Here is a 14504-nt window from a genome sequence, read left to right as displayed (position 1 = left end):
ACCTCCCGTTTCGACAATTGCCATTTAGGGCTATTACCCTATCTTCAACGCTGCATTCAGCTTGCATGATTTGGGTCTGACTTAGCTGATCGTTACAGTCAAAAGTTGTGAAGAGTGTATTTTCTTGGCATATTTTAAGGTTTTGGGCATGGGGCATGGGGCATGGGTAAGGGGGAATGGGGATTGGGGAAGGGGGAAGGGGGAAGGGAGAATGGGGAAGGGGGAATGGGAAGATAAAGGATTCTTGAGGCTTGTTATAACCAATGGGATGGTGTTGGTCACCAACGGGATGGTGTTGGTCACCAACGGGATGATGTTGGTCACCAAGGTGATGGTGTTGGTCACCAATGGGATGATGTTGGTCACCAACGGGATGGTGTTGGTCACCAATGGGATGGTGTTGGTCACCAACGGGATGATGTTGGTGACCAACGGGATGATGTTGGTCACCAACATCACGATTTTTGTTAAGGGACTTCCAAATAAAAAAATATACCAGTATTTATTGTGGGGTGGACATCTTGTCCGCCCAGTTTATGTGGCGGGCAAGATGCCCGCCCCACAAGATGGAATAATTTATTTCTTGGAAGTCCTTAAGTTATGGAATTTTCCTCCCCTCATCCCCCTGCCCCCTTGCCCCTTACCCCTTGCCCCTTACCCCTTCCCTTGCCCCTTGCCCCTTGCCCTTTGCCTATTAGAACTTTAGTAAGGCCATTGCCAATCGCGAATTTCTGGCATATCTTCGCCGTAGCGTCGAATGTAGTGTTTATGCTCAATCAGCTTATCTTGCACCATTTGCTTGACGTAAGCTGCTTTGTATCCTAATTGGGGTACGCGATCGCATACGTCCATGACTAAGTGGAAGCGATCGAGATCGTTGAGAACAACCATATCAAAGGGTGTGGTGGTGGTTCCTTCTTCTTTGTAGCCCCGGACGTGGATGTTGTTATGGTTTGTATGGCGATAGGTTAAGCGATGGATTAGCCAAGGATAGCCATGAAATGCAAAGATTACTGGTTTGTTAGTAGTGAAAATGGTGTCGAAATCTTTGGGGCTTAAACCGTGGGGATGTTCGCTGTTTGGCTGTAGTGTCATTAAATCGACTACGTTGACTACCCGGACTTTTAAGTCTGGGAAATGCTGACGCAAAATATCCACTGCCGCTAAGGTTTCTAAGGTGGGAATATCCCCAGCACAAGCCATAACTACATCAGGTTCGCTGTTTTGATCGTTGCTAGCCCATTCCCAAATGCCAATACCTTTGGTGCAGTGTTTGATAGCAGCATCCATATCTAGATATTGTAGGGCTGGTTGCTTACCAGCCACAATCACGTTGACATAGTTGCGGCTTCTCAAACAATGGTCTGTTACCGATAACAAAGTATTGGCATCGGGGGGAAGATAAACGCGGATGATTTCTGATTTTTTATTAACTACATGGTCGATAAAACCAGGGTCTTGGTGAGAGAAACCGTTATGGTCTTGTCGCCAAACGTGGGAGGTTAGCAGGTAGTTCAAGGATGCAACAGGTCTGCGCCAAGGGATGTGACGAGTAGTTTTCAGCCACTTGGCGTGTTGGTTGAACATGGAATCAATAATGTGGATGAACGCCTCATAGCAGGAGAAGAATCCATGACGACCTGTGAGTAGGTAGCCTTCTAACCATCCTTGGCAAGTAGTTTCACTGAGAATCTCCATCACCCGCCCATCAGGGGAGAGGTGTTCGTCTTCTGGGAGAGTTTTAGCAACCCATGTCCGGTCTGTAACTTCAAATACCGCATCTAAGCGATTTGATTGGGTTTCATCTGGGCCGACGATGCGGAAATTGCGGCTTTCCTGGTTCAGTTTGAGGACATCACGTAGAAACTGTCCGGAAACTTTGGTAGCTTCAGCAATTACCTTTCCTGGTTGGGGAACATTAACAGCATAGTTTTCAAAATCGGGTAGCTTCAGGTCACGCAATAAAATACCGCCGTTAGCGTGGGGATTATCACCCATGCGCCGATGTCCCTTTGGTGCGAGTTCTGCAAGTTCGGGAATTAAGCTACCGTTAGCGTCGAAGAGTTCTTCAGGTTTGTAACTCTTCATCCAGTCTTCGAGTAATCTCAAGTGTTCTGGCTTGTTGGCGATTTCTCCAAAGGGAACTTGATGCGATCGCCAAAAATCTTCAGTCTTTTTCCCGTCTACCTCTTTCGGCCCTGTCCAGCCTTTAGGCGTTCTTAAAATAATCATCGGCCACTGCGGACGGTCTTTAAAACCATGCACGCGGGCTTCTCGTTGAATACTTTGAATTTCCGTGACTATTGTATCCAGTGTAGCGGCAAATAACTGATGCACGGTTGCTGGGTCGGAACCTTCGACAAAGTAAGGCTTATAGCCATAGCCCAAAAACAGGTTCTCGATTTCTTCGTTGCTTAACCGTGATAGTAACGTGGGGTTAGCAATTTTATAACCATTGAGGTGCAGAATTGGTAATACAGCACCATCATTTACAGGATTAAGAAACTTATTTGAGTGCCAACTAGCGGCTAAGGCTGCGGTTTCCGCTTCCCCATCCCCAATTACACAAGCAACTAGCAAATCGGGGTTATCAAAAGCAGCACCATATGCGTGAGATAAAGCATAGCCTAATTCCCCGCCTTCGTGAATTGAACCTGGGGTTTCTGGTGCAACGTGGCTAGGAATCCCACCAGGAAAAGAGAATTGTTTAAACAGGCGCTTCATCCCCTCTGCATCTTGGGAGATGTTCGGGTAGAACTTGCTGTATGTGCCTTCTAGGTAAGTATTAGCCACCAATCCAGGGCCACCATGACCGGGGCCAGCAATGTAGATGGTGTTGAGGTCGTATTTTGCGATCGCGCGATTGAGATGAACGTAAATAAAGTTCAGTCCCGGCGTTGTTCCCCAGTGACCCAAAAGTCTGGGTTTGACATGTTCTAGCTTCAGTGGTTCTCGTAGCAGCGGATTGTCCAGAAGATATATTTGTCCTACTGAAAGATAATTAGCGGCGCGCCAGTAGGCGTTAATCTTCCGCAATTCTTCATCCGTTAAAGGCTTGGATTGAGTCGGACTTGCTAAAGTCATATCAAACTCCATTTCTATGAGGATTTTGACGAATTCATTCAGTCAGTATGCAAGTTTACTGATCTAGAGGCTGTGTGTCATCCTACCCATGACAAAGTTTTCCAGTATTTATCTGGAAATGTGGCAAGTAATCCTTGTCACATAAAGTTATTTGCTCAAATCTAAAATAAATCTGAAGAAATACAAACGAATAATCCTTTGTCAGAGTAACAAATTTAGCAGGTTATCTAAGCATTTTTAAGCTTAATTTAAAATTAAATTAATGTTTTATTTAAAAGCTTAAAACATCATGAATTAGTGTTTTCAGAGACATTTATTACTGTTTTGATGGTCTTAATAGATAAAAAAGCCAAATATTAACAGGGATCAAAAATATTACCTCTGTTCAATTGCCTAGCCGCAAATTTTGATGTTTATATAGGACTCATATTTGATTTCTGAGATACACGTAGGGGAGCCAGTGCGTTGCGGAGGTTCCCTCCGTTATAGCAACTGGCGTTGTGTTGTCGCCAAGCGCCGCACCAAAGCCCAGAATACGGTGCGTTACACTTCGTGATAACGCACCCTACACATACTTAGATTTTTTCAATAATCAAATCGGATTCCTATAGTGAAATACAGTTCAGTTAAGAAAATTAATTTATAACAAAACCAAAAAACTAGTTACTCAACAAAAAACCGAACAATCATTTTGGAGGGGGTTTGGGGGACGCAACCGTCCCCCAATCGGGGGTTTGGGGGAGAATCCCCCAATTGATGGCTTTTTTAATAAGTGACAAATCAATTACTAATGAGCTTAACCCAAGCCTATTGGTTTATAGTGCTGAAAAATGCGATATAAAGTCCTGAGTAAAAATTATTCTGCTTCAGAACTATGGCGTAATTTTTAAATAAAGTCTTCTGGGTTAACACCCATTTGTCGCAACCTTTCGGCTAAAATTTGCGATCGCCTTTTTTCTGCTTCTAATGCTGCTTCTGCTTGTTCAGCACGTTGTCGTTCTTGTTCAGTGCGTTGTTGTTCTTGTTCTAGTAATTGGCAAATTTCTATATAAGAGAAAAACTTTGTATCATCAGGACGATAAATCTGTAACTCATCGCCAGAAAAATCAAAGCGGATTCCTAACCTAGGACTCAGCCAATTTGCGATCGCAGGAATCACATCTAACCCAACTTCACCCCGCAGCCAACCCCTTAACTGATTTTTCTCAGGATTGTAAATGTAATACTCCTCAACACCGTAGCGATCGTAAAAGAGGAGTTTTCGATCCATCTCATCTTGGGAATTACTAGGAGAAAGAATTTCAAACACCACCTGTGGCGCAACTCCTGATTCATTCCATTGCTGATAAGAACCGCGTTTACCTTTTGGTCTACCAAACACCACCATCACATCTGGTGCGTTAACAATATTATTGCGTCCTTCAACGGGATACCAAAATAAATCTCCCGCCACAAATATATTTGCATCATCAGCGTATAACCAATCCAAATTTTGCTGGATCACCAAAATCCAGCGAAACTGTTCAGTATTATTTGCCATTGGCTGTCCGTCACTATCTGGGTAGATGACTTCTGTTGGGGTTAATGATTCGGCGTGAGAAACCATAAGCAGAAGGAAGCCATATCTAACGCTGCTTGGATTCTAGCACCGCACCGCTACGCGGAATTCAAAATTCAAAATTCAAAATTCAAAATTTTGAACAATTACGAATTACGAATTACGAATTACGAATTCACCATTAGATTTCCAATAGCCCAGGTGGTGGTGTCACTTCAATGCGACGGGCTGGTAAATCTACAACAGGTGCGATCGCTTCCACAAAGGGAATTAAAACAGTCTTTTGTTTTTTATCTGGTGCAAATGTGGGATCTAACTCCACTTCTAATAAATCATTACCAGCAGGAATAATATCTACAACTTTACCCACCAATTCACCCGATGCTTGCAAAAATACTTCCAAGCCCAGCAAATCGGGAACATAAAATTCATCTTCAGCCAATTGCGGGCGATCGCTTTCTGGCACCATAATCTTACAACCACGTAATTCCTCTACTTGGTTGCGATTTTCCACACCAGCTAATTTAATTACATACAAATTTTTGCCTTCGATGTAACGCCCAGCCACTAATTCTATTGGTTGCGGTTCCATATCACCAGGACGCAATAACCAGCGTTTCCCCGGTACCTCAAACCGTTCGGGAAAGTCGGTATTCGGATACACCCGCATCTCTCCCGCCAAACCTTGAGGTGCAACAATCTTCCCAATCTCTAGCCAATCATCCAATTTTGGATTTGGGATTTTGGATTTGGGATTATTCTCTTTTTTCCTTTCTGGCTTCGTGTTCTTTGCGCCTTCTCGGTTCATTCTCACTATTTAATTTAAAAAACCAAAAATCTTGGATGGTGCGTTAGCCTGCGGCATAAAACACCCTACCGGACTGACAAGGCTAAAATGTGGCAATATAATTTTCTTGTGGGGTGGACATCTTGTCCGCCCAGGACGGGCAAGATGCCCATCCCACAAGAGTTTGAATAATGCATATTTTAGTCTAGACACACCCTACCGAATATACTAAGCACTTACAACCGCGCCTTGATAGGCTTGTTCTGCAACCTTCGCCAGTCGCCGCATTCCGGTAACTAATTCCTCATCGCTACCGGTGAGGCTGATGCGGAGACATTGCTGCTTGTGAGGCCATTCTTCTTTTAAGCCGGGGAAGAAAGTACTACCAGGGACAACAATTACACCTACTTTCTTCAACTCTTGGTAGAATTCCCAATCGCTAATAGGTAAATCTTTTAACCACAACCAAGCAAAGATAGCACCTTCACCACGATGCAAGAACCAAGGTAAATCCTTGGGCATTGATGCATCTAATGTATTTTCTAATACGCTGAACTTGTTTTGATAGAACGGGCGGATCACTTGTTCGGCAATTTCAGCTAACGCACCTGAATTAATAGCACGGGCTGCGATCGCTTGTCCATAGCGCGAAGAATGCAGCAGCGCATTTGTTTGGAATGACTCTAAAACTTGAATAGTCCTTTCATTCCCAATTGCAATTCCAATTCTTTCCCCAGGTAAACCCGCCTTGGATAAGCTGGTGCAATGAATGATATTTTCCTCAAATATCAAGGACATATCCGTAAAATTCAGCGCTGGGAAAGGAGGCGCGTAAGCCGAGTCAATTAATACTGGCACATCATAAGGCGCAGCGAGGGCGGCAATTTTTCTCACTTCCTCATCGGTAAGCACATTCCCTGTCGGATTACAAGGACGAGAGAAAATCACGCAGCCCGTACTTTCAGAAATTGATAGCTGGCTAAAATCGGGACGATATTTAAATCTGTGGGCAGACTCATCAATATCTAAAGCTGGTTTATAAGCAATTAAAGCTTCTGGAACCAAGCAAATTCCACCGTAACCTGTGTAGTCGGGGCTGAGAGGTAAGACAATTTGCTTCAGTTCACCAGTAGTAGTGTAACCACCGAAAGCATTAGCAGCGTAAAAATAGAGAGTTTGGCTACCGGGAGTAATTAAAATATTGCGATCGCTTAACTTTAACCCATAGCGGCGATTAAAATCATTGGCGATCGCTTCAATTAATGGTGCATAACCTTGGCTGGAACCATATCGGCAAACCACCTCACCATATTCTGAACTAGCGAGTAAATCTGCTGTACAATCCCGCCATAATCGTTCTACTGCAGGCAAAATCAACGGATTACCCGCACTCAAATTAATTAATTCCTGCCCTGCATTAGCTTTTAACGTTTCCACAATATCTTTCATAATTGCGCGAACGCCAGTCAGGTTGGACATTTGAGCGCCAATTTTAGTAAGGGCAGGATTCATAGGCTGTAAAGAAAATAGATTTATTGAGAAAGTGACAAAATTCTTATGAGGGGATCGCTGCTAGCACAAATTTTACGCTGTTGCTCCAACAGCTATTTCCACCTTTAATTAATCTAACTAGAGAATGACATTTTAACAAAGTCACAATATTTTTATAATTTTTTTGTGTTTGTCATTGGTCATTAGTCATTTGTCATTCGTCATTTGTCATTCGTCATTAGTTATCCCCCTTATCTCCCTCATCCCCCTCATCCCCCTCATCCCCCTCATCTCCCAATCCCCATTCCCCATTCCCCCAAACTTTCTGTAAACTCAGATCAGCATACAGGAGGGCTGAAGTTTGGAAGTTAAAGCCGCAGTCGCTTACGGCGCGGGTAAGCCGTTAACTATTGAAACCGTTCAATTATCCGGGCCTCAAGCTGGGGAAGTATTGGTGGAGATTAAAGCTAGTGGTGTTTGTCATACCGATGCTTACACTCTTTCTGGTAAAGATCCAGAAGGCTTATTTCCCGCAATTTTGGGACATGAAGGCGCAGGAGTAGTCGTAGAAGTAGGCGCTGGGGTAACTAGCGTCAAGCCTGGAGATCATGTAATTCCCCTTTACACTCCAGAATGCCGCCAGTGTGAATATTGTCTCAGCCAGAAAACAAATCTCTGTCAAGCTATTCGCAGCACCCAAGGACGGGGTTTAATGCCGGATGGGACAAGTCGCTTTAGTATTGGTGGAGAAATGATTCACCATTACATGGGTACTTCTACTTTTGCGAACTATACAGTGTTACCAGAAATTGCTGTAGCCAAAATTCGCGAAGATGCCCCATTTGATAAAGTTTGTTATATCGGCTGTGGTGTCACCACAGGAATTGGCGCAGTTATTTATACAGCCAAAGTAGAAGCAGGTGCAAAAGTCATAGTTTTTGGCTTAGGTGGTATTGGCTTAAATGTCATCCAAGGGGCGAGCTTAGTAGGAGCCGATATGATTGTTGGGGTGGATTTAAATCCCAAAAAACGCGCTTTAGCCGAAAAATTTGGCATGACGCACTTTGTTAATCCCCAAGAAGTTGAGGGTGATTTAGTTCCTTATTTAGTTGACTTAACCAAAGGCGGCGCTGATTACACTTTTGAATGTATTGGCAATGTCAATGTCATGCGCCAAGCATTAGAGTGTTGCCATAAAGGTTGGGGTGTTAGCGTCATTATTGGTGTTGCTGGTGCAGGACAAGAAATTAGCACTCGTCCGTTTCAATTAGTAACTGGACGTGTTTGGAAAGGTTCCGCATTTGGTGGCGCTAGGGGACGTACAGATGTGCCGAAAATTGTTGATTGGTATATGGATGGCAAGATAAATATTGATGATTTAATTACTCATGTCATGCCAATTGAACAGATAAATCATGCTTTAGAATTAATGCATGAAGGTGAATCAATTCGTAGCGTTGTCACATTTTAATTGTTAGCTTTTAATTAAGGTGTGTATTGATTTTATATCAAGCATATTCGTAGGGTGTGTTATGCCGTAGGCTAACGCACCTTATACCAATTTCAAACAAGAACGCGACAGATACACATCCCCAAACCCTCGTCATATTTGGATTGTGAATGGTATGAGATTGTTGGCGGTGCGTTGCGCTACGCGACAACACACCCTACAAAAATATTATTTATGTAGAGATTAAGAACGATTTTCATAATTACCAATTACCACTCAAACCAAGTTAGGAGAGTTACATGGTTACTACCAATGAAGCGATAAACATTACTCCTAAAGAAAAACCACTTGCAGAAAAGCGTGTGACCTTGAATAATATCAGTTGGGATGCTTATGAGCAGATTCTTGAGGCTTTAGGTAATAATCGAGCCGCCAGACTTACATATTACCAGGGTATGTTGGAGATTATGACTCCTTTAGAAGAACATGAAAGTGCTAACAGTTTAATAGGGCAATTGATTGAATTATTAGCAGAAGAACTCTATTTGAATCTTAAGAGTATGGGTTCAACTACCCTCAAGATTCCCATTCTCAAATCTAGCCCAGAACCTGATAGATGTTATTACATTCAAAATGAACCTACTGTTAGAGGTAAAACAGTAGATTTAGCAGTAGATCCACCTCCCGATTTGATTTTAGAAGTTGATATAACTCATACAGATATCAATAAAAAGCAACTTTATCAGGAAATGAAGGTTCCTGAATTTTGGCGTTATAACGGTAGCAGATTAACTATTTATTTGTTGACGCAAGGTGAATATCAAGAATCAGCGACTAGCGCCACATTCCCGATATTAACTAAGTCAATGGTGTATGATTTCCTAGCACAATGCAAAACTCAGGGTGAAACCCAAACTAAGCGAGCTTTCCGTAAAATGTTGCGCGAACAAATCCAGCAGTAATTGTTTTTAAGTTTTCCAAAATAGCTTTAGACGAGTGCATAGACTTGTCAACAAAGCAATTGGTAGAGTGTAGACTACTCCTTTAATTACTCCCATCACAGGCGTTGTAGTATTGGCAATAATCCAATCTTCTATTCCTGTAAGTTGTAATATTGGCCAGAGAAGATTTGCAAAAGCTACATAAGCAATCATGGGATTTTGCCCATTATCAATTAAAAATTGCAGCCATTTCTTCTGCCCAAAGATATTAATTATTATAGTAAAAACTATCAATAAAAAAATTGCGATCGCACTGGTGACAAAATAATAGCTATAGGTAGAAGGATCTTTATGAATCCCTCCCTGGAAAGGCTCGAAAAATAAGCCTAGTAACAACCAGTAAACTCCCCATTGATAAAATTGCTTGAGTAAATAGTCTATCTCTGTTTCTGGCTGCTTAAATAATAGCCAGCTTGCGCCATAAATCGCAGCGCTTACTAGAGTGGTTTGCCAAATCCAACGCGCTTGCAAGCCTACCAATAATACTAAGCAAATCATCAGCATAGATACAATAATCAACCATAAACGCTGACTATAGCGAGAGCCTAAACTCTGCTGATTAGCTGATATTTCTTGAGATTGAGTATTTTTTTGTATCCAGTTTAATATCAAATCACCAACAATAGTTCCAGGAATGATGATGAACAAGTACTTCAAATAATAAAACTGAAAAATCCAAGAAAACTTTAAATCATTCCCTAGAATTGATATAGATGATGCTGTCCATAAGTTTTTTACCCAACCATCAGCACTAGCAGATAATTGCAAAGCAATCAAATATCCCAGTAATCCCAAACGTAAAAGCAAATTAGAGCTTGTAAATAACCAAGCTAGCGAACCAAAAACTGCCATATTTGCTAGTACCATTAATATTGGATCGCTACGTTCCAGTAAAAAGCCTTTACCACCATATTGTAATTGAGAAATAATAGCGATCGCAGCGATAAAGCCTGCTATATTTAGCCACAAACCATATTTACTCCACCTCCCTAAAATCGACCAACTCCCAAACATTAAAAACAGCAATACGAAACCCAGCATTGCTAAATACCATGTTTCATCAGTTGGGTTGTTATTGATGGTAAAGGGACGGAGATGTTGCAGAATAATTGCAAAGGCTCCTAGCATGAAGCCTCGCTTCAAAATATATAAAATAATTCTAGAAATACTCACTCCTTGAGCAATACGGCGAGATAGTGCTAAGGGGATGGCAGCACCCATTGCAAACAAAAATAAGGGGAAAACGACATCTACCCAAGTTAAGCCAGCAATCTGAGAATTAAAGGCATGAGTTGGGGGTGGCTCTTGAGCATGATACATCCAAGCTGGCAAAATTTTATATCGAATTGTGCCAGAAAAGACCATTGCTAAGATTGCCAATCCCCGCAGTGCATCTAACGCATCGGCGCGTTTTATATTTTTGGTAGTAATGTTACTTTCCTGAGTCAATGGGATTACCTGAATTCAGGAAATTTAGTATAGCAGTCTTAAATTATTTGTGAAAGTAATTTACCTGAAAAGTAAACTATATTTTGCTCTCATCAAAATGAATGCTTAAGGGTTGAGCAGTGCTAAACCCCTACAATAAATGTATATGTAAGAGTTTGCATAAATTTTGCTGGAGTCTAACATACTCTAATTTAAGCAAATAACAAATGACAAATGACAAATAACTATTTAGAGATAATAAAAGACCGAGTAGCCATTTGAATCAATCGTTCAGGTGATTTTGCTCGATTTACTGTGAGGCGCGAAATCCGATATTTATCCTGTAACCAACGGAAGCGTAAAATAGTGCTGTTATACAGATAGCCTGATTGATAATACTTCGCAGCGTAGGTTTCTACCTGGTGATTCATAGAACCATAAGGATATGCAATGTGCCTAGCAATCTCTTGCGGTGCTGCTAATCCAGTCAGACATTCTCTAAGTTCAATTTGAGCTTGAGCTAGTTCCTGATTTAAATCAGAAACAGTAATTTTAGCTAAATCTTTGTGGTTTTCTCCATGAGATTGAATATCATAAAATCCCTTAGCAAATCCTGTTCTCAAATCCTCACAACTCAGGTATGTGGTTGAGGGATGATGAATTTTAGCTAACGTACCAGGATTCACAAATAAAACTATTTTGATTTTTTGCTTAAATTCTTTTTCTAACCTTTCCAAAACTGGGACAATGTTAGTATATACAGTTTTATAACTATCATCAAAGCTTAACATTATGGGCTTTTTACCAACATATTCTTGCGGAATATCTCGGTTGCGATCAATAAAGTAATCATATAATTCTTGAGTTGATAAAAACCAATAATTATTATGAGCTAAGTATTCTAGAAACTTTTCTAAATCTTGCATTGCATAAGACATTTTTGCAGCTATTGGATTCTGAATAAGTCCGAAATTAGGATTATTCAGATCAACAATGCCGTGAAATCCCAAAAGAGGAATTCTGGGAGCGTTTATATAAGAAAGAAGTAGTGTAATTGTCAAAAAGAATACAATAATATATAAAGAAATAAACTGTAAATTAAATTTATTTTTTAGCTTGAATTTATGCCTTCTAGATATCAAAGCCATTGTTCTGTAATGTAAGTAATAATAGATTCGCTGTACTCAAGTAATGATGTGTAAACTGAGTAGTGGAATTGAGGGTATTACCCCTACCACTAGTAAGTGAGTTTTTAGATTATGCAAATAGAATGTCTTAGAGTTTACTTATCTGTCTGATTACCAATTTCTGTATATCTCATGGCATTCAGAACTCTTGGGTTTCCATCCAAGACCAAACTATTTAGACATTTTTTGCAGGTTATTTAGTCTGCTATCCAACTAAAGACTAAACTGGTGCAAATGGTATTTGGCAAACCTAGCAAGGATTCTGGCTCAAGAAATCCATTTTGTCAAATTCATAGGACTTACGCAAAAATGCTTTAGTGCATTACACTAGCCTAAGACATACTCAAAAGATAATTGAACAAGCTATTTTTACTATTAATACTAATTCAAATAATTTTGGCGACATATCAATATATTCTAGAGGGCAAGGCAATTCCCAACTGTGTCAACTTAATTTCTTACAACATTAAGCCTTAAACCTTGACCATTAAGGGTTAAACCTTGAGCATTAAGCCTTAAACCTTGAGCATTAAGCCTTAAACCTTGAGCATTAAGCCTTAAACCTTGAGCATTAAGCCTTAAACCTTGAGCATTAAGCCTTAAACCTTGAGCATTAAGCCTTAAACCTTGAGCATTAAGGGTTAAACCTTGACCATTAAGGGTTAAACCTTGAGCATTAAGGGTTAAACCTTGAGCATTAAGGGTTAAACCTTGAGCATTAAGGGTTAATTTTTAAGCGATCGCCTATGCAGGCAGTGTTATTGTATGCAGCAGATTGCAAGTTGGTACAGATAATTCTAAGGGCAAGGCAATGCCCATTGGTGTCAACGTAAGCTAAAAGCTATATAGGGTGGGCGTTGTACAAATACCTTGTGCCCTCATCCCCTAACCCCTTCTCCCGCAGGAGAAGGGGAACTAAATCTCTTGCTCCCCTCTCCCTGTGGGAGAGGGGCTGGGGGTGAGGGCAAAACCTTGCACAAGAGCGGGTTTCACGTTAAGTTGACACCAATACCTCTACAATCTGTCGCATTCTTTTTCAAATTGGTATAACTTATTGCGGGGAATGTATCTTTTATTAACTCTAAAAATGCAGACAACAAAGAGAAAGAAGTTCCATTTTAAAATTAGGTTTAATCTGTTTCTTTATTAAATACTTCTAAGATTTGACGACAAATTTGTTTGAGCTTGTCTTCAATGTGAGGGGAAGGGATAGAAGCACCTACAATACTCCATTTGTCTATTGTTGAAAGTCGCCATGCTTCTCCTCGATGATCGAATGCAGCAATTTCTACACCGATCGCACGCCGCAAATTACTTACTGGGTCTTGATAAAATCGGATTTGAATTAAGACGCTGCGACTGCGCCAAGATTTGCTGATTCCAGGAAAGTGAAAACCTATGTCTATAGAGTCTGGATCGACTAACTCCCGTGTCTCTGGATCGTTTTTCCAAGGTTTAAGATCCGATTTGGCATCAGGGAACTCAAATTTAAACAAATTGACTACTGTAGCAATCTTGCTGGCGAGTTCAAGGTTAGTTGCTTGTTCAGATGCGTTCACAAAAAAACACTCCTATATTGCATCGGCTTAAGGGAAATCTGAAGTTAAAAAAACCGCCAGAAGGTTTATGTTATTAGTGTTTCAGCTTATCAATGTCTTTTGGTATTTCGCAACTCTAAATTATGTTTTCCTAACAATCATTGTGAATAAAAGCTGTCAAAAAGTGCTGATTGAAGTTTAGAGCTAAATCAAGATACATTGGGTAATTATACTTAAGTTTCCCAAAAATTACCCAGTCAAACGGTGATTTTTAGAAAATAAAAGCTGGGATAAAAAATTTTGCCAAAATCCTTTTATGGTAAGAACTATAACTGACACTTGCGATCTAAAATTACACTGTTAGTCGGCAAACAAACAGCAAATTATTTCAGTATATGTCGCGTCAACGCTCTCTTTTGTCATTGGTTTTCGTATTATTGGCAACCCTACTGATCAGTTGTGGCAGTCCTACTGTCGCCAAAGCACCACCTACTTATACAACAGCACAACTGACGAAAATTCAGACATATGTGCCAGAGATTCAGGCTGTGCGCGATCGCTTAGACGAACTAAAAGACCTCATCCAACGCAAAGATTGGATATTTGTGGGTAATTTTATACATGGGCCTCTGGCAGAAGCTCGGTTAGACATGACTTATGTAATTCCTAACCTCTTACCCCAGGATGAAGCTGTAGCACGTCAAACAGCACGTGATTTGTTTAACCACTTGGTGAAAATCGACCAAGCTGCAACATCTGGCAATAGTATACTTGCTTTAAATAATACTCAAGCAGTGGTTGCAGATCTAGATAAATTCCTCAATCTGCTTCCCAAGACAAGCGCTGAAGCTGAGTCATAAGTAAGGAGTTGTGGGCAGTTCCAAATAAAAATATTCCCCTATGATTGTTGACGGTTGATGGTTGACTGTGAACCGTCAACAACCTTAAGGGGGATAATTGATTTTTTGGAGTTCCTTTAA

10 protein-coding genes and 1 pseudogene are annotated in these 14504 nt (G+C 40.8%); 4 read left to right on the top strand and 7 right to left on the bottom strand.

Going from position 1 to position 14504, the window contains the following annotated elements:
- Positions 1-211: 211 nt before the first annotated feature.
- Complete coding sequence (locus HG267_RS19470; RefSeq protein WP_155538914.1) at positions 212-706, top strand: hypothetical protein; 495 nt, start codon at positions 212-214, stop codon at positions 704-706.
- On the opposite strand, the gene HG267_RS19465 is transcribed toward HG267_RS19470, so the two are convergent.
- The 4 genes from HG267_RS19465 to HG267_RS19450 form a co-directional block, all read right to left on the bottom strand.
- Positions 703-3084: a phosphoketolase gene (locus tag HG267_RS19465; RefSeq protein ID WP_045868791.1), complete on the bottom strand. Its 2382-nt coding sequence runs from the start codon at positions 3082-3084 to the stop codon at positions 703-705. The genes HG267_RS19470 and HG267_RS19465 overlap by 4 nt on opposite strands.
- 886 nt (positions 3085-3970) lie before the next feature.
- A complete protein-coding gene (locus HG267_RS19460) occupies positions 3971-4690 on the bottom strand; it encodes a Uma2 family endonuclease (protein WP_045867614.1) in 720 nt (239 codons plus the stop codon).
- A 133-nt stretch (positions 4691-4823) separates the two neighbouring features.
- Positions 4824-5450, bottom strand: coding sequence for a ribosome maturation factor RimM (rimM, locus tag HG267_RS19455; protein WP_045867615.1), 627 nt, complete (start codon positions 5448-5450; stop codon positions 4824-4826).
- A gap of 207 nt (positions 5451-5657) precedes the next feature.
- A complete protein-coding gene (locus tag HG267_RS19450) occupies positions 5658-6941 on the bottom strand; it encodes a valine--pyruvate transaminase (protein ID WP_045867616.1) in 1284 nt (427 codons plus the stop codon).
- Positions 6942-7281: 340 nt separating this feature from the next.
- Between HG267_RS19450 and HG267_RS19445 the strand changes: the two genes are divergently transcribed.
- Positions 7282-8391, top strand: a complete 1110-nt coding sequence (locus HG267_RS19445) for an S-(hydroxymethyl)glutathione dehydrogenase/class III alcohol dehydrogenase (protein ID WP_045867617.1) — start codon at positions 7282-7284, stop codon at positions 8389-8391.
- A 278-nt stretch (positions 8392-8669) separates the two neighbouring features.
- Positions 8670-9332, top strand: coding sequence for a Uma2 family endonuclease (locus HG267_RS19440; RefSeq protein WP_045867618.1), 663 nt, complete (start codon positions 8670-8672; stop codon positions 9330-9332).
- 6 nt (positions 9333-9338) lie between these two features.
- Here HG267_RS19440 and HG267_RS19435 read toward each other — a convergent pair whose 3' ends face one another.
- The 3 genes from HG267_RS19435 to HG267_RS19425 form a co-directional block, all read right to left on the bottom strand.
- Positions 9339-10820, bottom strand: coding sequence for a DUF5009 domain-containing protein (locus HG267_RS19435; RefSeq protein ID WP_081583869.1), 1482 nt, complete (start codon positions 10818-10820; stop codon positions 9339-9341).
- A gap of 224 nt (positions 10821-11044) precedes the next feature.
- Positions 11045-11737, bottom strand: coding sequence for a polysaccharide deacetylase family protein (locus tag HG267_RS19430; protein WP_168160924.1), 693 nt, complete (start codon positions 11735-11737; stop codon positions 11045-11047).
- Positions 11738-13116: 1379 nt separating this feature from the next.
- Positions 13117-13545 carry a hypothetical protein gene (locus HG267_RS19425; RefSeq protein ID WP_045867622.1) on the bottom strand — a complete coding sequence of 143 codons (429 nt, stop codon included), beginning with the start codon at positions 13543-13545 and terminating at the stop codon, positions 13117-13119.
- A 350-nt stretch (positions 13546-13895) separates the two neighbouring features.
- On the opposite strand from HG267_RS19425, the pseudogene psbQ reads away from it, so the two are divergent.
- Positions 13896-14384, top strand: a pseudogene (gene psbQ, locus HG267_RS19420) (photosystem II protein PsbQ); the annotation flags it as partial.
- Positions 14385-14504: the final 120 nt, after the last annotated feature.

Origin of the sequence: Tolypothrix sp. PCC 7601 (assembly GCF_025677855.1) — a bacterium.
GTDB classification, from domain to species: domain Bacteria; phylum Cyanobacteriota; class Cyanobacteriia; order Cyanobacteriales; family Nostocaceae; genus Aulosira; species Aulosira diplosiphon.
Note: the sequence above shows the minus strand (reverse complement) of the source record. Positions and strands in the feature narration are given on the sequence as shown.